A 21,717-nucleotide genomic window follows, 5' to 3' on the forward strand; every position below is an offset into this window, starting at 1 on the left:
GCGGGGCGGCCCGGTCGGAATCGGCGCCGCCCGTCCGCGGCGGCCAGGCTCAGGCGGTGCGGGAAGCGGCACGCTCAGCCGCGGCCAGTGCAGTGACCGCGCCCAACTCCCAGCACGCTTCCCGGTCCGCGCGGGACAGTTCGCCGACCACGGTGACGGGCGGCCGGTGCCGGTGCCAGGACATGCCTTTGGCGATGGTCTCCACGGAGCGGACCGCGCCGGTGGTGTCGTTGTTGCCGTGCACGTAGAGCGTGTAGGGCAGGCCCGCGGTCTCTGAGAGGCACGGGTAGTACACCTGGTCGAAGAAGTGTTTGAGGGCGCCGGACATGTAGCCGATGTTGGCGGGGGTGCCGAGGATCACCGCATCGGCGGCGAGCACATCCACGGCGGTAGCGGCCAGTGCCGCGCGGGTCACCACTTCGACGCCGTCGATCTCGTCGGTTCGTGCTCCTTCCAGGACCGCTTCCAGCATCGCCTGGGTGCTAGGAGACGTGGTGTGGTGCACGATCAACAGTCGGGCCATGTCCCCAGTATCCCCGCACCACCGTGGCCAAGCCGATCAGGCCCGTACGCCACGCCGCCGTGCCTCTTCCCACGGCTCCGTCCGTCCACTGCTCAGCTCACAGCGGCCCGGCGCAGCAGATAGACGTCCATCACCCAGCCTTGCGCCGCCTTGGCGCGTTTTCGGGCGGCGCGGATCGCGTCCATCACCTCACCAAGCCGTCCTGCGACCAGCTCCTCGCTTGCGGTGCCAAGGTTGGCGCCCCACCAGATATCCCAGCCCGCACCGGGCAGCTCAGCACAGGACAGGCAGCCGTCGAGAAACACCACCAGAGTGTCGGCCCCGCGGGCCACATCGGTGCCGAGCCGCCGTCCGGTCGTCACCGTGATCGGGCCGCCGATGCGGTTGAGCACGATCCGGTGTCGGGCTGCGAGCAGCTGGACGCTACTCACTCCCGGAATCACCTGGTAGTCCAGGTCCACTCCGCAAGATCGGATGCGTTCCACCACCCGGATCGTGCTGTCGTAGAGGCTTGGATCACCCCAGACGAGAAAACCAAGCACCTCATCGGGGCGGGTGTGTTTCACGATGGCGTCCGTATAGGCGCGTGCTCGGGCAGCATGCCAGTCCCGGACCTGCCGGCCGTAGCCGTGGTCCGCCACGGGGGCACGGTCTCGCGGCGGGTCAGGCACCGTCACGATCCGGTAGTTGTTTCCAGTGATGTGGCGGCGGCAGATTTCTTCCCGCAGCGCCACCAAGTCACCGGTGCCTTCCCGGCCTGCCGCTGCCTCTTTGTCCGCGACAAGAAAGACGTCGACCTCGTTGAGCGCCCGGACAGCCTCGACCGTGAGCTGGTCGGGTCCGCCCGGCCCGATACCGATGAGCAGGGCTTTCCGGGTCACGTCCGATTCGTCCCCCGGTCCTCCAGTTCTCCCTCGACTTCCAGGTAGACGCGGCGCAGCGCCTCCATTGTCTGTGGGTGGGGCTCCCGCCACAGGCCACGATCAGCAGCCTCGGTGAGCCGCTCCACAATGCCCTGGAGCGCCCAGGGGTTCGCTTGCCGGAGGAACTCCTGATTCTCGGTGTCCAGGACATAGGTCTGGGCGAGGGTCTCATACATCCAGTCGTCGACCACCCCCGCGGTCGCGTCGTAGCCGAACAGGTAGTCGACAGTGGCGGCCAGTTCAAATGCGCCCTTATAACCGTGGTTCCGCATCGCCGCCAGCCACCGGGGGTTAACCACTCGGGCACGGAAAACCCGGGCGGTCTCTTCCCGCAGCGACCGGGTGCGCACCTGGTCCGGTGTGGTGGAATCGCCGATGTAGGCCTTCGGCTCGATGCCGGTGAGGGCGCGCACGGTGGCGACCATGCCGCCGTGGTATTGGAAGTAGTCGTCCGAGTCGGCGATGTCGTGCTCGCGGGTGTCCGTATTCTTCGCGGCTACCGCGATCCTCCGATAGTTGGCACGCATGTCTTCCGCAGAAGGCTCACCGTGCAGGTTGCGCCCGTAGGCGAAACCGCCCCACGCGGTGTAGACCTCGGCGAGATCAGCGTCGCTACGCCAGTCACCAGAGTCGATCAGCTGGAGCAGGCCTGCCCCGTAGGCACCGGGGGCGGAACCGAAGATGCGCCGCAGCGCGCGTTCACGGTCACCGTGTTCCGCGAGGTCGCTGCGGACGTGAGCCCGCACGTAGTTAGCGTCGTCCGGTTCGTCGAGTTCCGCCACCATGCGGACGGCGTCGTCGAGCATGGCGACCGCGTGAGGGAAGGCGTCTCGGAAGAACCCGGAGATGCGGACGGTGACGTCGATGCGTGGGCGTCCCAACTCGGGCAGCGGGATGACGCTCAGCTCCCGCACCCGGCGGGACACCTCGTCCCATTCGGGGCGCACCCCGAGGAGAGCGAGCACCTCAGCGATGTCGTCTCCAGAGGTACGCATAGCTGAGGTTCCCCATACTGATAGCCCCACCGAACGCGGATACTCGCCGGTTTCGGCGCGGTAGCGTTCAATAAGCGCGTCAGCCAATGCTTTCCCGGTCTCGTAGGCGAGCTGGCTCGGGATGGCCCGGGGGTCGACGGTGTAAAAGTTGCGGCCGGTGGGCAGTACGTTAACCAGGCCACGCAGCGGCGATCCCGACGGTCCGGCGGGAACGAAGCCGCCGTTGAGGGCATGGAGTACCGCGGTGATTTCTTGACGGGTGTCTGCGAGCCGTGGAATGACGTGCTCGGCCGCAAACCGGAGCACCCGGACCACGTCCGGAGCGGTCTCGCCGAGCCGGTCCGCCACGACCTGTGCCTGTTCCGGATCCCAGCCGGCTTCCTCCATGGCCTCGACCAGGGCGCGGGCCCGGGCTTCGACGGCGTCAACCTCCGCCCGGTTTCCGGTGTCTCCCGCCAGGCCGAGAGCACGGCGCAGTCCAGGCACAGCACCGGCCTGCCCACCCCACACTTGGACAGCACGCAGGATGGCCAGCACCAGGTTGACGCGGGCCTCGCCGACAGGCGCCCCACCTAGCACGTGCAGTCCGTCGCGGATTTGAGAGTCTTTGACTTCGCACAGCCAGCCGTCGACGTGCAGCAGGAAGTCGTCGAATTCCGCGTCATGCGGCCGCTCGGACAGCCCCAGGTCACGGTCGAGTTTGGCGGCCTGGATGAGAGTCCAGATCTGCGCCCGGATCGCGGGAAGCTTCGCCGGATCCATCGCGGCGATGTTGGCGTGCTCGTCGAGGAGCTGCTCCAGCCGGGCGATGTCGCCGTAAGACTCGGCGCGTGCCATCGGGGGCACAAGATGGTCGATGATCGTCGCGTGGGCCCGCCGCTTAGCCTGCGCCCCTTCACCCGGGTCGTTGACGAGGAAGGGGTAGATGAGCGGCACCGCGCCGAGTGCGGCATCGGTGGCGCACGCCGCGGACAGTGCGGCGTTCTTGCCGGGCAGCCACTCCAGGGAGCCGTGTTTGCCGAGGTGGACGATGGCGTGGGCGCCGAAGCCGCATTCCAGCCACCGGTATGCGGCGAGGTAGTGGTGGGACGGCGGCAGGTCGGGGTCGTGGTAGATCGCCACCGGGTTCTCTCCGAAACCACGCGGCGGCTGGATCATGAGCACCACGTTGCCTGCCTGGAGGGTAGCGAGCACGATGTCGCCGTTGTCGACGAAAAGCGTGCCGGGCGGCTCTCCCCAGTGCTCGTTCACCGCGTCAATCAGTTCACCGGGCAGGTCGGCGATCCACTCCCGGTAGCGTTCGGCCGGGATGCGCACCGGATTTCCCGCTAACTGTTCGGCGGTCAGCCACTCCTCGTCCTGTCCACCGGCTTCGATGAGGGCGTGGATGAGGGTGTTACCCGCTTCGGTCTCGTCCGCCAGGTCCACACCGGGAAACCCGTCTCCCAGGTCGTATCCGGCGTCCCGCATGGCCCGCAGCAACCGCACCGCGGAGACGGGGGTGTCCAGGCCCACGGCGTTGCCGACTCGGGAATGCTTGGTGGGGTAGGCCGACAGCACGATCGCGACCCGGCGCTGGGCGGGTGGGATGTGCCGCAGCCGGGCATGAGCGACGGCGATGTCGGCTACTCGGCGGCACCGTTCCGCATCGGTGACGTAGTGGGGCAGTCCTTCGTCGTCGAACTCCTTGAAGGAGAACGGCACGGTGATGATGCGCCCGTCGAATTCGGGGACGGCGATCTGGGATGCAGAGTCGAGGGGGGACGTCCCCTCGTCGGAAGCCTTCCACTGATCACGCCCCCACGTCAGGCAGAGCGCCTGCAGGATCGGAATGTCGAGTCGCGCTAGTTCACCAACGTCCCACGCCTCGTCGTCGCCTCCAGCACTGGCTGTGGCCGGGCGGGTTCCTCCCGCGGCGAGCACGGTGACGACCAGCGCATCCAGGGTGCCGAGCTCCGCGAGGAGTTCCGGGGATGCGCTGCGCAGCGACGTGCAGTAGATGGGGACGGCGACCGCTTCGCCGGTAGCGTCGACCGCGTCAGCCAGGTCGTGGACGAAACGAGTATTCCCGCTGGCCTGGTGGGCGCGGTAGTAGAGGATGCCAATCCTCGGCAGCCCGTCCCGGTCCGCCTGTGGTGGCGTGGACCGCTCAAGCAGGCCCCATTCGGGCAGTTCTGTCGGCGGATCAAAACTCCCACCGGTCAGCAGCACGGTGCTGCTGAGGAAGGCATGCAGCGCAGCGAGGTTGTCGGGCCCCCCGTGGGCCAGATAGCGGTGGGCTTCAGCAGCGATCCCGACGGGTACGGTGGAATGGCTCATCAGCTCCGCGTCCGGGGTCTGCTCTCCGCCCAGCACCACAACGGGGACGCCATGGGTTAAAACCTGGTCGAGGCCCTCCTGCCACGAGCGCGCAGACCCCAGAATGCGCACAATTACCAGGTCAGCGCCGTGAAGCAGGGCGTGGAGCGAACCGGGATCTGTTCCGGTGACGTCGAGACGCGACGGGTTGCCCCAGACGTAGTTTGCGCCGCTGGCACGTGCCGACAGCAGGTCGGTGTCCGAGGTGGAAAGCAGTGCTATGCGAGGCATCGGCGACCTGTCCCAGCCCCAACAATCGAGGGAGTCGGTGGACCCGCGGCGGGCGGTACAGGACGCGGCACAGCATCAGCCATGGTCATGGTCTCCAAACCCTCGTGGACATGACGCGTCGTGGCCGGTCTCCTGGCTGACGAGTCACCGCCGCCGAGCTGACCTTCCCAGGCTGGTGCCCGGTGGCCGCGGGGTGGTTTCCCCAAGCAAAGCTCGACGACTCCTCGATCACAGTGGCGAGGGCCGCGCCGGTCTTGCACCGGTCTTCCCGTTCACCACGACGCGACCACCATAGCGCAGGGCAAGAAAGCGTATGCAACCATGTTCCGGTGTTCTGTCTACAGCCACCTGACCGCTGCCCCGGCGTGCTGCGTCCCCATTTCGCAGCCGACGGCGCTCTGCTGCGTATTCGTATTCCCGGGGGGCATATTAGCCGTCGCGGGATAGCCACGCTTAGCCAGATCACCGCAAAATTCGGCGACGGTAATCTCCATTTAACTTCACGTGGAAACGTGCAAATCAGAGGGATTCCCGTCACAGATGATCAACAGATTCCCAACGAATTACCTCATATTGTGGCAGCATCCGGATTCCTGCCTTCATCTACCCATGATCGGGTACGCAATATTGTCGCTTCTCCCCTTTCCGGAATAATCGGTGGCAGAATGGATGTTCGCCCCCTCGTCTCCGCTCTAGACCGGGCACTGTGCACTGATCCACGACTGGCAGAGCTGCCCGGACGGTTCCTTTTCGGTCTTGATGACGGCCGCGGCGATCTCGCTGGAATGCCTATCGACTTAGGAATTTACGCGATCGACGAACGGTCGGCACAAATACGTGTCGGCACCTTTTCAGGGCCTGTGATTTCATCTACAGAAATCGTTGATATAATCCTTGATCTCGCTCACCGTTTTCTCGATATAAGCGAGGGAAAATGGAATGTCGTTCAGCTACCAAAAAAAGGACGAGAACTACTCAACAACGTCGAGTTTTCCAATTTTTTACGCCATACAAAAAGCGGCGATCGCTGGAGCGTTGAACGGTTTCGAAGAAACATCCTTCACGGAATTATCACCATTTCCACCGCTGAATCCGCTGTGGCGGGTTCAGTGCCGCTAGGCGTTCTCACCCCGCCCATGCAGCGGGCTCTCTTGGATGCAGCGGAGCACAGCGACAGCACGATCATCCTCACCCCGTGGCGGGGAGTGATCGTCACCCCTGTCCCCACCGACCAGGCCAGCAACGTCGCAGCTTTGCTCCAGGAAGCCGGGCTGGTCCTCGACCCGGCATCGCCGTGGAGCCGGATCAGCGCCTGCATCGGCTCCCCCGGCTGTGCTCGCAGCCGTGGCGACACCCGGTCTCAAGCCGTCAAGCTCGTCCGCCGCCTATCCTCCCCCGACACATCCGACGACGGATCCCCCTACCACATCGCCGGGTGCGAACGCGCCTGCGGTGCCCCGCACACCCCGCACACCCTCGTCCTTCTCGGGAGCAGCACGTGACACCGCATTCCGACAGGCCCACCCCGCTCTCCCCGCCGCCTCGGCGCTACACCTACGAGACCGACAGCGCAACCATCTACGCGCACTCCTTCGCCACCATCCGGGCCGAAGCCGACCTGTCCGGGCTCCCCACGGACGCCGAAAAGATTGCGGTCCGCATGATCCACGCCTGCGGCCAAACCGACCTCGCCCGTGACCTGGTCATCCACCCCAACCTGGTGCCCGCGGCCCGAGACGCGCTGCGCGGCGGGGCCCCCATCCTCACCGACGCACGCATGGTGGCGTCCGGGGTGACCCGTTCCCGGCTCCCCGCCGACAACGAGGTGCTGTGTCTGCTCAACGACCCTCGTGTTCCCCAACTCGCCACGGCGTGGGGGACGACGCGCTCCGCGGCCGCGGTGTCGCTGTGGACGGACCGCTTGGCAGGCGCAGTCATCGCGATCGGCAACGCCCCCACCGCCCTATTCCACCTGCTAGAGCTGATCGACTCCGGCGCGCCCCGACCAGCCGCGATCATCGGCGTGCCCGTCGGGTTCATCGGCGCGGCCGAATCCAAAGAAGCCCTCATGTCCCACCCCGCAGGCATCCCCTACCTGGTGGTACGTGGCCGCCGCGGAGGCTCGGCGCTAGCCGCGTCCGCGGTCAACGCTCTCGCGCAGGAGGAGGAATGAGCAGCACCCCCGGCCGCCTGTACGGCGTCGGCCTAGGTCCTGGAGACCCGGAATTCATCACCCGCAAAGCAGCCCGACTGATTGCCGAAGCCGACGTCATCGCCTACTACTCAGGGACACACGGCCGCTCTATCGCCCGATCTATTGCCGCAGATGTGATCCCGGAGGGAGTGATCGAGGAGAAACTCGTCTACCCGGTGACGACCGGAACCACGGACCATCCGGGCGGCTACGAGGGCGCCATCACCGAGTTCTACGACGCGTCCGCCCAACGGCTCGCCGCCCACCTGTCACAAGGGCGGGACGTCGTGGTGCTGTGTGAGGGCGACCCGCTGTTCTACGGCTCGTACATGTACCTGCACGACCGGCTGGCCTCCCGGTTTCCCACCGAGATCGTCCCCGGTGTGACGTCGATATCCGCGGCTTCTGCTGCGGCGGCGTGCCCGCTCGTGCGCCGCACCGACGTGTTGACGATCCTCCCAGGGACCCTGCCCCCACCCGAGCTGGCCCGGCGACTGGCCGACACTGACGCTGCCGCAGTACTGAAGCTCGGCCGCCGCACCTTCGCCGGTGTGCGCGAGGCGCTAGCCCAGGCAGGGCGACTGGAGGACGCTGTCTACGTGGAACGCGCCTCCATGGCTGAACAGCGGATACTTCCAGTAGGGGACGTAGCTTCCGACGATGTCCCCTATTTCTCGCTGATTCTCAGCTCCGGGGACAGCACGCCACGCAACCGGAGACCGCGAGGCAGAGTCCGTGCACCGCAGCGCACCCCAGCCCCCCATCATCCGGACTCGCCCGCCGAACTACTCGTGGTGGGTCTCGGCCCCGCTGGCGAGCAGTGGCTGACCCCGGAAGCAGCGCAGGCGCTCGCCAACGTCGACCACGTGGTCGGCTACGGCCCGTACGTGGACCGCGTTCCGGTGCGTCCCGGTCAGCAGCGGCACTCCAGCGGCAACACGGTCGAATTGGATCGGGCCCGGTTCGCTCTTGACCTGGCCTTAGCCGGGGAGCGGGTGGCCGTGGTCTCAGGCGGGGACGCTGGCGTGTTCGGGATGGCCTCGGCGGTCTTCGAAGCGGCCCAGGATCCCCGCTACGCGGACGTTCCTGTGCGGGTACTGCCAGGGCTGACCGCGGTGCAAGCAGTGGCGGCACGAGCGGGCGCGCCCATTGGCGGGGATTTTGCGGTGCTGAGCCTGTCCGACCGGCTCAAACCGTGGGAGGTGATCGAAGCCCGGTTGGAGGCGGCAGCCCGCGCCGACTTAGTGCTGGCGATCTACAACCCTGCGTCCCGTTCCCGGCGCACCCAGGTGGCGCGAGCCCGCGACGTCCTGTTGCGACACCGGCGGGACAACACCCCGGTGGTGGTCGGCCGTGACGTGGGCCGCGAGGGCGAGTCGGTGGAGGTCACCACGCTGGGAAAGCTCGACCCGGAAGGCATCGACATGCGGTGCCTGCTCATCGTGGGCTCCTCCAGCACCTCCGTGACGGCTGCGGGAGCGGTGTGGACACCGCGGTTTGTGGCGGAATAGCTCACGCAAATCCCGCTTCCGGGCAAGCACGCGGCGGGAAACACCCCTGCGCTGCAGCGGGGAACTCTCGTGGCCGTGCCGCGGCTGGCGGGGTGCGGTGCGCGCGCCGCACAGGGCGGCACTGCGCGGCCGGGTACACCCGCCCACACCCTCTCGGCAGGTCCTAGCCGCCCACGGCCTGCTCTACCCGTTTCCCGCCCCAACTGCGGTTCGCTCACGGACGTCCCGGTTTCCCCACATCCGCTGCCAGGGGATTTAGCTCGCCTCGCGGTTCCGCTCACGGGCCGGGTCGTACAAGTGCGAGCAGACGATCTCCGACACATCCCACTCGCGGCTGGCCAGCGCCCGCCCCACCAGGATGACCGCGGTATGGCGCAGCCCTGCCGCCTCCACGTGGTCGGCGATATCGGTGAGGGTGCCGCGGAGCACGAGTTCGTTGGGTCGGGTCGCGTGAGCGACGACCGCCACAGGACAATCAGCCCCGTATTCGGGGACCAGCTGCTCGGCAAGAACCCGGATGTGTCGGATCGCCAAGTGCAAGACGAGAGTCCCGTGGATCTTCGCGACGTTCTCCAACGCCTCCGATTCCGGCATTTTCGTGGAGCGTGCCCGGGTGCGGGTAAGCACCACCGTCTGCGCCACCTCCGGAACCGTCAACTCGGTGCCGAGCAGGGCCGCGGCCGCCGCATAGGCGGGCACCCCAGGGGTGACGTCCCACGCCACCCCTGCCTCGTCAAGCCTTCGTGTCTGCTCGGTTAGCGCGCTATAAAGCGACGGGTCTCCAGAGCAGAGCCGGACCGCGTCCAAACCGCGCCGGTCCGCGTCGACCAGGTGGGCGATGATCTGGTCCAGGTCGAGGTGCTGGGTGTCCACTAGTTCCGCGTCGTCAGGGCAGTGGGCCAGGATCTCAGCGTCGATATAGGTACCCGCATACAAGCAGACAGGAGTGGTGCGCAGCAGTTCGACCGCGCGTAGCGTCAGCAGGTCAGCTGCGCCGGGGCCAGCACCCACGAAATGAACCGTCATGTCTCTCTTCCCTGATCTGTTTTGGTCGCGGCCCACTGGACAACCGGACGGGCCGGACGCCATCCCGTGAACGACCCCAGGGGGGCAGCCCGTTCCACCGAGAGGCGTGTCAACTCTCCGCCGTGGCGCCGCCACCGTTCCACCAAGACTGCTTCCGTCTCCAAAGTCACGGCGTGCACTACGATGCGGCCCCCGGGCCGCAGGGCCGCCCAGCACCGGTCCAGCACGGACGGGTCGGTAGCCCCACCACCGACGAACACCGCATCGGGTGGCTCCAGTCCGCTCAGCGCGTCAGGCGCACTACCGTGGACCACGCGCAGGGAGGGCACACCAAGCCGGGCAGCGTTACGCGTGATCCGGTGCACCCGTTCGGGGTGCCGCTCAATCGCAACAGCCCGGCACCGCGGGTCGGCGCGCAGCCATTCCACGGCCACCGACCCTGCTCCCGCTCCCACATCCCACAGCAGGGCCTGGGGTTGGGGGCGGAGCGCACAGACCGCGGCAATCCGTATCTCTCGTTTGGTGAGCTGCCCGTCGTGGTCGAACGCCTCATCCGGCAGCCCGGGGGTAAGCGGGTACCCACCGTTTCCGGTGACCGCCACGCACACCACGTTCAACGGCGGCGCGTCCCGGCCCCGCCACTCGGCCGCGGTGGCTTCGATCCGTTCCTCTCTGCTGCTCCCCAGGTCGGACAGGACCGTCATGCGGCTATCGCCAAGGCCGTGTTCGACCAGCCGGGCTGCGACCGCGGCAGGCGTCGTCCCATCCGAGGAGAGCACCACCAGCCGCCGCCCGGGGGTGAGGTAGCGGCGCACCGCGTCGACGTCGCGTCCCACGAGCGTCACCACATCCACAGACTCCGCGCTCCACCCCATCCGTGCCCGGGCCAGGGCGACCGAGCTCACCGCGGGCAGCACCCGCACCCGGTCTGCGCCGAGCAGTCGCACCAGGGTGGTGCCGATCCCCGACAGGAGGGGGTCCCCGGAAGCCAGCACGACGACACGGCGGTCACGGTACCGGTCCAGGAGCATTGGAAGACCGCTCAGCAACGGGGACGGCCACGGTTCGCGTACCGCTCCCGTGTCGGGCACCAAAGCCAAATGTCGAGTACCGCCGAGGAGTACCTGGGCTTCGCGGATAGCGTCGCGGGACGCCGGCGGCAACCCTTCCCAGCCATCAGCGCCTATGCCGACGACAGTGACCGGTGTCTTCATGGCGGGCCACCTTAACGGATCGGGGAAGTCTCCCAGCGCTCTGGGCACCCGGACCGCCGCTGGCTAGACTCGGCGACGGCGGAACCGCCGAGGTGCCCCAATCCACGGGGATAATCGGGAAGCCGGTGCGAATCCGGCACAGGCCCGCTGCGGTGACCTGGGAGCCGCCGATCACGCGCATCGCGCAGCCACTGGACGGCAGTCTGGGAAGGCGATCGGACGGTGTTGATCAGGAAGTCCGAAGACCGGCCTCGGCATGGCTGCCGTTTTTGCCGATCCCCCAGCGGGAGCCTGTGGAGGAGCGTGTGCACGTCTATCCGTTCAGCGCCATCGTCGGTTCGGACGACCTGGTGCTGGCCCTCATTCTGACCGGTATCAGCCCTGACATCGGGGGCGTCCTTATCCGCGGCGAGAAGGGAACCGCAAAATCAACCGCGGTACGCGCGCAGGCAGCTCTGCTGCCCCCGATCACCGTAGTCACCGACTGCCGGTTTTCCTGCGACCCTGCCGCCCCCGACCCTGACTGTCCAGACGGACCGCATCCCCCTTCAGTTGCTTCCGCGACCCGCCCAGTGCGTCTCGTGGAGCTTCCTGTAGGCGCGGGCGAGGACCGGGTCGTGGGCTCCCTACACCTGGAAAAAGCCCTGTCGGGCAGCGGTGTCGAATACGAGCCCGGACTGTTGGCCCGTGCCAACCGCGGCATCCTCTACGTCGACGAAGTCAACCTACTCCACGACCACCTGGTGGACCTGCTCCTCGATGCGGCAGCGATGGGGCGGGCCACCGTGGAACGTGACGGTGTCTCGCTCAGCCACGCCGCCCGGTTCACCCTTGTGGGAACGATGAACCCGGAGGAAGGGGAGCTACGGCCCCAGCTGTTGGACCGGTTTGGCTTGTCCGTGGAGGTTGCAGCACCCCGCGATCCGGCCGTGCGGGCGGAGATCATCCGTCGACGTCTCGCCTTCGACGCCGACCCCGCCGGTTTCACCTCCGCCTACGCCACTGCCGAGCAGCAACTGGCGGAACGTATCGCGGACGCACGTCTCCGGCTGCCCAAGGTGGTGCTCGGCCAGGAGGCACTGTTGGCTATCGCCGAGGTGTGCGCCGCGTTCGATGTGGACGGTATGCGTGCCGACCTAGTGTGTGCCCGGGCCGCGGTGGCCCACGCCGCGTGGTGTGGCCGCACCGACGTCACCCGAGCCGATGTGCGCGCTGCCGCCCGCCTTGCCTTACCGCACCGACGGAGGCGGACCCCCTTCGACAGTCCCGGCATGGATGAGGGCCTGCTGGACGAGATCCTCGGCGAAGATCACGATCCGGACCCTGGGCCGGACGGTTCCGGAGGGCCAGGCGGTCCACCATCGGACAGCGGTTCTGATACTCCGCCGCCCACCGCCGGCTCCACTCCTGACCCTCCCGCCAGCGGCCTCGGATCCCCCACCTCGTCCAACGACGATCCCCGGCCGGATGCTCCGGCCCCGGTGTCGGTCACAGCACCCGAGGAACCGTACCGCCCTCGGCTTTTCACGGTCGCTGGCACGGGGAAAGGCACGCTAGGCCGCCGTTCACGAGCTATCACAACATCGGGGCGCACCGTCGGCGACGTTCCCGCGGGCCGGGGAACTGGGCCGATCCACTTGGCCGCCACGGTTCGGACAGCCGCGCTGCGGCACGCGACATCTCGTTCTTCCCCGGACACCACACGGCTTTCTATTGCCCTCAGTGATCTACGCAGGTCCCTCTGTGAAGGCAAGGAATCCAACCTGGTGCTGCTCTGCGTGGACGCTTCCGGTTCTATGGCTGCCCGGCGGCGCATGTCCCAGGTGAAGACAGCTGTTCTCGCACTGCTGCTGGACGCCTACCGCAGACGGGACCGAGTGGGGTTGATCACGTTCCGAAACCATGAGGCTACGCTCACACTTCCACCCACCGGATCAGTGGACGTAGCAGCAGCCCGCTTGCGGGAGTTGCCTGCCGGAGGCCGTACCCCACTAGCTGAGGGCCTATTGAAGGCCGCGGAGACACTGCGCCGCGAACGGTTACGCGACCCGGATCGCCGCGCCCTGCTCGTGGTCGTCACCGACGGCCGGGCCACTGCCGGCCCTAAGGCAGTGGAGCGCTCGTTGCACGCCGCCGACCACCTGGCCCGCGAAGGGGTCTCCGCGCTGGTCATCGACTCGGAGACGGGACGGTTCCGGATGGGGTTGGCCGCTGCGCTCGCCCGCCGCATGGGTGCCGAGTACGTCCACGTTGGCGAGGTCAGCGCCGAAGCCATCACGTCAGCAGTAGCCGGAGCAACCACGAGGGCGGCTTGATGCCTCAAGGACAACCATCGTTCATCCCCGACGACGGACTCACCACCCGCCAGCGCCGCTACCGTCCGCTGCTCATCGTGCACACCGGTGACGGCAAGGGAAAGTCCACTGCAGCGTTCGGCCTGGCCTTGCGCGGGTGGAACCAGGGGTGGCGGATCGCGGTGTTCCAGTTCGTGAAGTCCGCGAAGTGGCGGGTTGGGGAGCAGACCGCATTCGACACGCTTGCCGCAGTACACCGTGCGCAAGGGGTGGGAGGCCCCATCGAGTGGCACAAAATGGGGTCAGGGTGGTCGTGGTCGCGCAAGCCGGGCACGGAAGCCGACCACGCGGCCGCTGCCGCAGAGGGGTGGGCCGAGATCAAGCGCCGCCTCGCCGAGCAACGGCACGACCTTTACATACTCGACGAGTTCACGTATCCGATCACCTGGGGCTGGGTCGACGTCAACGACGTGGTGTCGACGCTGCGTGAGCGTCCGGGACGCCAGCACGTGGTGATCACCGGCCGCCGCGCGCATCCCGCGCTGCTGGACGCAGCCGATCTGGTCACGGAAATGGTGAAAGTGCGACATCCCATGGACTCCGGGCAGAAGGGGCAGCGCGGTATTGAGTGGTGACGTTCCCGCCGCGGTCCTGCCACGGCTAGTGATCTCCGCTCCCACGTCCGGGGCGGGTAAGACCACCGTGGCTACCGGGCTCATGGCGGCGCTGCGCGCTGCCGGATACGACGTGTCCGGGCATAAGGCCGGACCGGACTATATCGACCCCGGCTACCATTCCCTGGCAACCGGGCGGCCCGGCCGCAACCTCGATGTGCACTTGCACGGTGAGAACCTGCTGGGCCCCTTGCTGCTACACGGCGCCTCCCATCCGCGGCCGGCCGACCTGGCCGTGATCGAAGGCATGATGGGCCTGTATGACGGGAAGCTCGGGGGGCGCGGGTTTGCGTCCACCGCGCATGTCGCCGCCCTGCTGGACGCTCCGGTGGTGCTGGTCGTAGACGTGTCTCACGTGTCGCGGTCGGCCGCGGCGATCGTGGCGGGCATGGCAGTGTTCGACCAGCGGATTCGGATCGCCGGAGTCATCTTGAACCGGGTGGGCTCCAGACGGCACGCCGCCGAGGTCGCTTCCGCGGTGGAGGACGTCGGTGTCCCCGTGCTGGGGGCACTGCGCCATGACAGCGGACTTGCTGTTCCTTCCCGGCACTTGGGTTTGGTTCCTGCCGAGGAACGGGCCGAGGCAGTAGCGGCCGTGGAGCTGCTGGCGGAACGCATCGCCGCACAGGTGGATTTGACTGCCGTGGTAGAGGTGGCACGATCCGCGCCACCGCTGCACGCCCAAGCGTGGTCCGCGCAGGAGGCGCTCCGTGCCGCAGGGTTTCACCCTGTCTCCGCGCAGCGAGACCACCCCGTGGTCGCGGTAGCTGGAGGGCAAGCCTTCACCTTCCGCTACGCCGAAGTCGAGGAGCTGCTTCGCGCCGCGGGCTGCCGCCCGGTGGTGTTCGATCCAATGTCCGACCCTGCGCTGCCCGACGGCACCGCGGGAATCTACCTGGGCGGCGGATTCCCCGAGGTGTACGCCGCAGAACTGGCGGGGAACACGGCGCTGCGCACCGCGCTGCGGGATGCGGTGCGCTCAGGCGTGCCGACGGTTGCCGAATGCGCGGGCCTGCTGTATCTGTGCCGTGACGTGGATGGCGCCCCCATGGTGGGGGCCTTGGACGCGGTGGGACGCATGACGTCCCGCCTGGCTCTCGGCTACTACTCGGCGCTGGCCCCCGCAGAAACACTCGTGGCGGCGGAGGGAGACCGGGTGCCCGGGCACACGTTCCACCGCACCACAGTCACCTCCACTGGAGAGCAGGCGGGTCCGGCCTGGCTGTTGGACGGGCAGCCCGACGGTTTCTCCTCCGATCCGGCAGGCATCGGCCGTCCCACACTCCACGCCTCCTACCTGCACACCCACTGGGCAGGCTGCCCGCAGGCCGCGGCCCGGTTCGCGGCTGCAGTCTCCACCCAGCGGCCTTGTTGATCCCGCACCGTGCCCCGGCTGAGAGTGCCGGGACCGGCGCGCACATGCCCAGGCAGCTTGCACACGATCGCTCGTCACAGCCAAGCCCTGCACTGAGCCTCACAGTGCAGGGCTTGGCTGCTCGAGAGCAACAGCACGAACCCGCGGCAACGGTCCTACCCATGTCCAGGGGCATGGCCGTCGACCGCCACAGAAGGAACACGTTTAGCAGTCGTGTCAGCGGGGTCAGCGAGTCTGAGACAGTCCAAGCCATTCCAGGGCAGCGGGAACGTCCGCAACAGTGGGAACGTCCCCCCGGTAGAGAGGTCTGCGCACCACCACCACGGAAACCCCCAGCTCGTCTGCGGCGTCCAGCTTGGCCCGGGTGTGAACTCCGCCAGAGTCCTTGGTGACCAAAACTTCCACCGCATGCTCGGCCATGAGCTTCCGTTCCCCTGCACAGGTGTAAGGGCCACGGCTGCGTATGAGGATCCACGTAGGCGGCAATGCGAGCTCTACGTCTTCCACCACTCGGGCTAACACCGTGTGCTCGGCCAGCGGCCCAATGAAGTGGTGCAGGGTCTGCCGTCCCGTGGTGAGCAAGACACGGCGCCCTAGTCTCGCGGCCTGCCAGGCTGCCTCGTCGTGGTCGTCCACCCATATCCAGCGGGACGCCGCAGGTTCGTTTTCCCACCCGGGGCGCACGAGACGCAGCAGCGGCACACCGGCCTGGGTGCACGCCTCGGCCGCGTTAGTGGACACCCGTATAGCGAAGGGATGGGTAGCGTCCACGACCCGCGTGATCCCGTTACTGCGAAGGAATCCGGCGAGTCCTGCGGCTCCCCCGAAACCACCGATGCGTACCTCACCGGCGGGCAGCCTGGGGTGGCTGACCCGCCCGGCGAGGGAAGACAGTACCGGTATCCCCGCGGCGACGAACGCCTCAGCAAGGGCTCTCGCCTCGGCTGTTCCGCCGAGGATGAGCACTTTCACCGCAGTTCTCCCCGCACGGTCGGCAGCTTTGGCGCGCCTTCAGTGATCAACCGCAGCACAGCATCCATGTCGAGGTGTTCTTCCGCGAGGTCGCCGAGCCGGTCAAGGTAGGCGTCACGGACCTCAGCGAAGCACACCTGTCCGTATTCGCTGCCGTCGTATCCCGCATTCTCGGCCGCGGCAGCCAGCCACGCACCGCGGAACGCGTCGTGTTCTAGGCTGCCGTGCCACATCGTGCCGAATACGGAGCCGTTGCGGAGCCCGCCGGGAAACGCCTCGCCATCACCGGTCTGGATGCGGCTGTAGTGGCTCTGGTATCCGCCGACCGGTATGCCCTGCCAGGTGCCGGAAGAGTAGTTCAGCGTCTGGTTTCGGGTGAAAACCGTCTCCAGGTCCAGCAGGCTCAACCCAGCAACGGTGCGCCCGGCCGGTCCTTCCACCCCCTCGGCGTCGACAATCGTGCGGCCCAGCATCTGGAAGCCGCCACCGATGCCCAGTACCGTGCCGCCGTGGCGGGCGTGGTTGGCGATCGCGTCGGCCAAACCGCGGGACCGCAGCCACTCCAGGTCGGTGAGCACGGCCCGCGTATCGGGGAGCACGACGATGTCGGCGGAGGCTAGCAGGCGAGGGCTGGTAACGAAGTCGACGCGCAGTCCTGGTTCCACGCCCAGGGCGTCAACGTCGGTGGTGTTGCCGATCCGGGGCAGCCGTACGACAGCGACCCGCAACACGGGTGTGCCCGCACTACCGTCCTCGCGTGCGGTAAGCGCCAGCGAATCCTCGGATTCCAGCCACAGGTTCTGCTGCCACGGCAGGACGCCGAGAACGGGTCGACCGGTGAGGTCTTCCAGGGTTTTCAGCGCCGGATCCAGCAGCGAAGGATCCCCCCGAAACTTGTTGATCACAAACCCGGCAACGAGTGCCTGGTCAGCGGGATCGAGTAAGGCGAGCGACCCGTACAGCGACGCGAAGACCCCGCCCCGGTTGATGTCGCCGATCACGATGACAGGCAGGTCGGCGGCGCGGGCAAGTCCCATGTTGATGTAGTCGTGGGCACGCAGGTTGATCTCTGCGACGCCGCCCGCGCCCTCGCAGACCACCACGTCGTAGCGGGAACGCAGCTCTGCGAGAGCGGCGTACGCAGCCTCGGCGAGCACTGCACGCGTGCCCGCAAACTCGCCTGCGGCTAAGCGGCCGAACGGACGGCCCCGCAGCACGACGTGGCTCCCGCGATCGCTGCTGGGTTTGAGGAGTACCGGGTTCATGGCGGTCTCGGGTTCGGCGCGCGCGGCGAGCGCCTGCACCCACTGGGCGCGGCTGATCTCGGCTCCTGTGCCATCGGGCCCGGGGACCACCATGGAATTGTTCGACATGTTCTGCGCCTTAAACGGCGCTACTTTGATCCCGTGCCGGGCCAAGGCCCGGCACAGGGCGCTGGTGACCAGGGATTTTCCTGCATCCGAGGAGGTCCCGGCCACCAGCAGCCCCTGCGCCTTGCTCATCGGACTCCCACTGTTTGCGCCGCGAAGCGGCGGTCAAACCGTTCGGTCAACCAGGCGAAGGCCAGTCCTAGCACCAGCCAAAGACTGGCTTGGGTGGCGAGTGAGGCCATGCGGAACTCCCACAGCAGGGTTGCTGGAAAGTCTTCGCCGACGTCGTTGATGTGGGGAAGAGCGAGGTAGCCGACGCAGACCACCGCGAGGAACACGGCGAGGGAGGCCACAATCCGTGAGGTCAGCGATGTCTCTGCTGGCAGTGCGCGTGCGAGGGCAACGGCCGCCGTAACCGCGACGAGCCCGAGGAGCACCGCGGCTACCCAAAGTAGGGTGCGCTGGTCGATTGTCTCGGGGACACCTACGGCAGGCGGGTTGGCCGGGTACTTGACGAAGGGCACCGCAGCGATGGCTGCCCATCCCAGGCCAGCGGCGACCAACGCCAGTGCCGGTCCGCTAAGCCGGCTGTGGCGCCGGACCGCGTAGAGCACCGAGGCGTAGAGCACCCCTAGGGACATGCCGGCAAACCCGGTGGCGAGGAACAACCCCACCTGCTGCCCGGTACGGCTGACTAGGGCATCGTCTCCGTGGGAGTGTCCCCCGTGCGCGCCATGGTCGTGGGAAGCGTGCTCTTCCAAAGCGATAGCCGCCTCGATGTGGGGTTCACCGAGGAAGAAAGCGACCACGCCCGCGGCCAGGCCGGCCAGTAGCCCGGCCAACAGCCCGCGGACAAGCAATCGCAGATAGGTTCCCCGCAGCGGACGGACCGAAGCAGAGGGGGTAGCGGAGGTCAGTGACACGGCACCCCCATGAGGTGTCGGCCGTCGTGCATCAGCTCGTGCAGGAACATTCCTGTACGCGAGACAGCTCCTTGGTCGAAACCGACCAGGTAGAGAACGAGAAGAGCAAGAAGGGTTACCGCTGTAGCGGTGAGTGCGAGCGGGATGGGCCCCAGCTCTGCCTCAACATAAGGGGCATGGACGGCCGACATGGTCCTCCTTACAGGATGACGCGTCCTACAGAGACCACTACGCCGGGTGAGTTTTCTGGCTCACGGGCTTGAGCCCGTCTACAGTGGCGCGACCGCTCCGGACTTTGACCGGATTGCCTGCACCCGACGCTCTTTTTGCTTTTAGTCGGGGGGAGTGTACCCAGACGCGTATTGCGCAATACTGACCGGTCCGCTTGTGGGATTCCCCTGCCACGGCAGCTGGTGACAGATACCGACGTCAGGACATGTCCTTAGCAAGAGTTTCTGGTGCCAATCCCGCCCAGTGGTGTCGTTATGGCCATGCGTATAAAGCGCATAAGGTAGCCACCGAAGTCTCCCAAGCAGGGGGTAGTGCATCACATCAAAAAATGCTTGAGGGCGCCGAGCAGGTAACTAATATCGGCGGGATACCAAGAATCACCACATCAGCAGCGGGCATATTCCCAACGATAGCGGTCAACATGGCCGGCCCCGCAGCGCGATCTGGCTGGGCACTTCGCTCCCGGGCGGGCGCAGGACCGGGTGCCTCGCAGGTGCGGGGGCGGCGCATGCGGTGAGTGTTTGGATCCACTAGGCGCGGTTGATTTCCGTGCCGTGGCTAGCGCAGCCGGGACCCCCTGGAGTTATCACCGTGTTTTGCGTGGCGCCACTTTGGTCCTGCGCCGGGACCGGTCCCGGCGCAGGACGGTGGTGACGACGGTTTCCCCCAACAGTAGAGGGTCCCGGGGCTATCGGGAGTCCGCGTGCTTTCTGCACTGGGCTGGCTATCTCACTCCGGGACCCGCCTGACCGGTCAGTCGAGGACGGCGTGGAGAAAGGCTTTGGTGCGTTCTTCTTTCGGGTCGCCGAAGATCTGTTCCGGCGGGCCTTCCTCGACGATACGGCCGTGGTCGAACATGAGTACCCGGTGCGAGACGTCCCGGGCGAACTGCATCTCATGGGTGACCAGCAGCATGGTGATGTCTGTCGTCTCGGCGACTGTGCGCAGCACGTCGAGGACCCCGGTGACGAGTTCGGGGTCAAGGGCGGAGGTGACCTCGTCAAGCAGCAGGATCTTCGGCCGCATTGCTAGGGCGCGAGCGATAGCGACCCGCTGCTGCTGCCCGCCGGACAGGTGGGCAGGGTGGGCGTCAATCTTGTCGGAGAGGTCCACCATCTCCAGCAGTTCCCTAGCCCGCTGGTCGGCTTCCTCGCGCGAAATCCCCAGGCTGTGGATGGGACCTTCGGTGATGTTCTGCCGCACAGTCATGTTCGGAAACAGGTTGAACTGCTGGAAGACCATGCCGATCTGTTTGCGGACCCGGCGTTGGTGTTTCTCGTTGGCGCGTACCAGGCGGTCGCCCTGGTAGCGGTGGCTGAGCGGCTCCCCGCCGACCCAGATAACCCCGGAGGTGACCTGTTCCAAGGTCATCAGCAGGCGCAGGATCGTGGTTTTCCCGGACCCGCTGGGGCCGATCAAGGTGACCCGCTCGCCGGCGTCGACCGTGAAGTCCAACCGGTCGAGCACGGTGAGCGAGCCGAACCGTTTGACGACTTGGTCGAAGCGGATGAGCGGTTCGTGCGTGCCGGTGCTGGTGCGGGGGTCAGACTGCGGCATAGCGTCGCTCCAGTTGTCGGATGAGGATGGCTGAAGGCACGCTCACCAGGAGGAAGAACAGACCCACGAGGGTCATGGCCTCCAGGTAGCGGAAGTACACGCCGCCGATCTGCGACGCCTGGTACATCAGTTCGCCGACGGTGATCGCGAACAGCAGCGGCGTGTCTTTGAACATGGCGATCAGGTAGTTGCCGAGCGGAGGGATGACGCGGCGGATCGCCTGCGGGAGGATGACCGCGCCCCACGTGCGGTGCAGGGGCAGGCTCAACGCCCGGCAGGCTTCCCACTGGCCTGCGGGCACGGCTTCGATGCCCGACCGGTACACCTCCGCGGTGTAGGCGGCATAGTGCACGCCCAGCACTGCCACGCCGATGGTGAACGCCGACAGCGTGTTCGGGGCCAGGGAGAACACGAAGACCAGTTGCACGAGCAGCGGGGTGCAGCGGATGAACTCCATGACCGCGAACACCGCGGTCCCGATCACGGGGATGCGGCGTACCAGGGCCACCGCGAGGCCGAGGACGAGCGCCAGGGTGTAGCCCAGCACCGTGGCTTGCACGGTGACAGCGAGGCCGTTGAGCAGGTCGGGGATGATCCGCCCGGTGAACTCCCAGTCCCAGGTCATCGCCGGCCACCTCCTGTCGCGGTCGCGGGCGGGGGCCGCAGCAGGGCGAGGAAGCCGGTGGCGACGGGCCGTCCCAGCCGCCGGTTGGCGCGGCGTTCCAGGAGCCGCATTCCCACGATCAGCAGCTGGGCGATGAGGAAGTAGGCGATGAGGGCGCCGGTGAAGGCCGCGACCGTCTCCCCGGTGGAGGCCCGCTGCTCTTGGGCGACCCGGGTCAGGTCGCTGACGCCGATGAGCGACACGATGGCGGTGGCTTTCATCAGTTCGATGACGAGGTTGCCGAAGGTGGGCAGCATCTGCGCCCACGCTTGGGGCAGCACGACCGCTCGCATGCGCCGCCACCACGACATGCTGAGCGCGATCGTGGCTTCCACTTGGGCTTTGGGCACCGCGTTGATGGCGGCCCGCACGACTTCCGCCCCGTAGGCGCCGACGTTGAGGCCGAGCGCGAGCACGGCGGCGAAGAGCGCGTCGATCTTGTAGGGGACGAGCTGGGGGATCGCGAACGCCATCCAGTACATGAGGACGAGCGCGGCTACGCCGCGGAACGTTTCGGTGTAGCCGGTGGCGATGGCGCGCGCTACGGGGTTGCGCAGGGTGCCCATGACCCCCACGACCATGGCGAGGGCGAAGGCGAGCACGGCCCCGAGCAGGGTGATGAGGAGGGTGGTTCCGGCCCCGCTCAGGTAGAGCGGGAGCCGGTCGATGAGGAACTCCACGG

The 21,717-nt window shown here is 67.1% G+C and carries 18 protein-coding genes and 3 riboswitches; of the genes, 6 read left to right on the plus strand and 12 right to left on the minus strand.

Annotated elements, in window-relative coordinates; all coding sequences use genetic code 11:
- Positions 1–49 precede the first annotated feature (49 nt).
- The 3 genes from TF1_RS11620 to cobN all read right to left on the minus strand — a co-directional run bounded on the left by TF1_RS11620 (position 50) and on the right by cobN (position 5,030).
- A complete protein-coding gene (locus TF1_RS11620; RefSeq protein WP_011290768.1) occupies positions 50–523 on the minus strand; it encodes a flavodoxin family protein in 474 nt (157 codons plus the stop codon).
- A gap of 92 nt (positions 524–615) precedes the next feature.
- Positions 616–1,404: a precorrin-6A synthase (deacetylating) gene (cobF, locus tag TF1_RS11625; protein WP_011290767.1), complete on the minus strand. Its 789-nt coding sequence runs from the start codon at positions 1,402–1,404 to the stop codon at positions 616–618.
- Positions 1,401–5,030 (minus strand): cobaltochelatase subunit CobN, encoded by a 3,630-nt coding sequence (cobN, locus tag TF1_RS11630; RefSeq protein WP_061783890.1) that lies wholly within the window; start codon positions 5,028–5,030, stop codon positions 1,401–1,403. The genes cobF and cobN overlap by 4 nt, the downstream gene beginning before the upstream one ends.
- Before the next feature lie 105 nt (positions 5,031–5,135).
- Positions 5,136–5,325, minus strand: a riboswitch (cobalamin riboswitch).
- 70 nt (positions 5,326–5,395) lie between these two features.
- Here cobN and TF1_RS16655 point away from each other — a divergent pair.
- From TF1_RS16655 to TF1_RS11645, 3 genes are read left to right on the plus strand one after another with little or no spacing between them, the layout of a single operon-like run.
- Positions 5,396–6,532 (plus strand): nitrite/sulfite reductase, encoded by a 1,137-nt coding sequence (locus TF1_RS16655; RefSeq protein ID WP_196794328.1) that lies wholly within the window; start codon positions 5,396–5,398, stop codon positions 6,530–6,532.
- Positions 6,529–7,203: a precorrin-8X methylmutase gene (locus TF1_RS11640; protein ID WP_011290764.1), complete on the plus strand. Its 675-nt coding sequence runs from the start codon at positions 6,529–6,531 to the stop codon at positions 7,201–7,203. The genes TF1_RS16655 and TF1_RS11640 overlap by 4 nt, the downstream gene beginning before the upstream one ends.
- Positions 7,200–8,735 (plus strand): precorrin-2 C(20)-methyltransferase, encoded by a 1,536-nt coding sequence (locus tag TF1_RS11645; protein ID WP_011290763.1) that lies wholly within the window; start codon positions 7,200–7,202, stop codon positions 8,733–8,735. The genes TF1_RS11640 and TF1_RS11645 overlap by 4 nt, the downstream gene beginning before the upstream one ends.
- 255 nt (positions 8,736–8,990) lie before the next feature.
- Here the strand turns inward: TF1_RS11645 and TF1_RS11650 are convergent, their stop codons facing one another.
- Positions 8,991–9,761 (minus strand): cobalt-precorrin-4/precorrin-4 C(11)-methyltransferase, encoded by a 771-nt coding sequence (locus TF1_RS11650; protein WP_011290762.1) that lies wholly within the window; start codon positions 9,759–9,761, stop codon positions 8,991–8,993.
- Positions 9,758–10,975, minus strand: a complete 1,218-nt coding sequence (locus TF1_RS11655; RefSeq protein WP_011290761.1) for a bifunctional cobalt-precorrin-7 (C(5))-methyltransferase/cobalt-precorrin-6B (C(15))-methyltransferase — start codon at positions 10,973–10,975, stop codon at positions 9,758–9,760. The genes TF1_RS11650 and TF1_RS11655 overlap by 4 nt, the downstream gene beginning before the upstream one ends.
- Before the next feature lie 73 nt (positions 10,976–11,048).
- Positions 11,049–11,243, plus strand: a riboswitch (cobalamin riboswitch).
- 37 nt (positions 11,244–11,280) lie between these two features.
- Between TF1_RS11655 and TF1_RS11660 the strand changes: the two genes are divergently transcribed.
- Genes TF1_RS11660 through TF1_RS11670 form a run of 3 tightly spaced genes read left to right on the plus strand, consistent with a single transcriptional unit; the run spans position 11,281 to position 15,318 of the window.
- On the plus strand, positions 11,281–13,290 hold the full coding sequence (locus TF1_RS11660) for a VWA domain-containing protein (RefSeq protein WP_016188116.1): 2,010 nt from the start codon (positions 11,281–11,283) through the stop codon (positions 13,288–13,290).
- Positions 13,290–13,904: a cob(I)yrinic acid a,c-diamide adenosyltransferase gene (cobO, locus tag TF1_RS11665; protein ID WP_011290759.1), complete on the plus strand. Its 615-nt coding sequence runs from the start codon at positions 13,290–13,292 to the stop codon at positions 13,902–13,904. The genes TF1_RS11660 and cobO overlap by 1 nt, the downstream gene beginning before the upstream one ends.
- Positions 13,894–15,318, plus strand: a complete 1,425-nt coding sequence (locus tag TF1_RS11670) for a cobyrinate a,c-diamide synthase (protein WP_011290758.1) — start codon at positions 13,894–13,896, stop codon at positions 15,316–15,318. The genes cobO and TF1_RS11670 overlap by 11 nt, the downstream gene beginning before the upstream one ends.
- Before the next feature lie 225 nt (positions 15,319–15,543).
- Here the strand turns inward: TF1_RS11670 and TF1_RS11675 are convergent, their stop codons facing one another.
- The 7 genes from TF1_RS11675 to ehuC all read right to left on the minus strand — a co-directional run bounded on the left by TF1_RS11675 (position 15,544) and on the right by ehuC (position 21,715).
- Positions 15,544–16,290 carry a cobalt-precorrin-6A reductase gene (locus TF1_RS11675; RefSeq protein WP_011290757.1) on the minus strand — a complete coding sequence of 249 codons (747 nt, stop codon included), beginning with the start codon at positions 16,288–16,290 and terminating at the stop codon, positions 15,544–15,546.
- Complete coding sequence (locus TF1_RS11680) at positions 16,287–17,792, minus strand: cobyric acid synthase (protein ID WP_011290756.1); 1,506 nt, start codon at positions 17,790–17,792, stop codon at positions 16,287–16,289. The genes TF1_RS11675 and TF1_RS11680 overlap by 4 nt, the downstream gene beginning before the upstream one ends.
- Complete coding sequence (locus TF1_RS11685; RefSeq protein WP_011290755.1) at positions 17,789–18,583, minus strand: CbtA family protein; 795 nt, start codon at positions 18,581–18,583, stop codon at positions 17,789–17,791. The genes TF1_RS11680 and TF1_RS11685 overlap by 4 nt, the downstream gene beginning before the upstream one ends.
- A complete protein-coding gene (locus TF1_RS11690) occupies positions 18,574–18,774 on the minus strand; it encodes a CbtB domain-containing protein (protein ID WP_011290754.1) in 201 nt (66 codons plus the stop codon). Before TF1_RS11690 ends, TF1_RS11685 begins: the two co-directional genes overlap by 10 nt.
- A 28-nt stretch (positions 18,775–18,802) precedes the next feature.
- Positions 18,803–18,916: riboswitch (cobalamin riboswitch) on the minus strand.
- A 651-nt stretch (positions 18,917–19,567) separates the two neighbouring features.
- Positions 19,568–20,371 (minus strand): ectoine/hydroxyectoine ABC transporter ATP-binding protein EhuA, encoded by an 804-nt coding sequence (ehuA, locus tag TF1_RS11695; protein WP_061783891.1) that lies wholly within the window; start codon positions 20,369–20,371, stop codon positions 19,568–19,570.
- Positions 20,358–20,996, minus strand: a complete 639-nt coding sequence (gene ehuD, locus TF1_RS11700) for an ectoine/hydroxyectoine ABC transporter permease subunit EhuD (protein WP_011290752.1) — start codon at positions 20,994–20,996, stop codon at positions 20,358–20,360. Before ehuD ends, ehuA begins: the two co-directional genes overlap by 14 nt.
- Positions 20,993–21,715 carry an ectoine/hydroxyectoine ABC transporter permease subunit EhuC gene (gene ehuC, locus TF1_RS11705; RefSeq protein ID WP_011290751.1) on the minus strand — a complete coding sequence of 241 codons (723 nt, stop codon included), beginning with the start codon at positions 21,713–21,715 and terminating at the stop codon, positions 20,993–20,995. The genes ehuD and ehuC overlap by 4 nt, the downstream gene beginning before the upstream one ends.
- Positions 21,716–21,717 lie beyond the last annotated feature (2 nt).

It is taken from the genome of Thermobifida fusca NBRC 14071 = JCM 3263, from assembly GCF_001592045.1.
Lineage (GTDB): Bacteria > Actinomycetota > Actinomycetes > Streptosporangiales > Streptosporangiaceae > Thermobifida > Thermobifida fusca.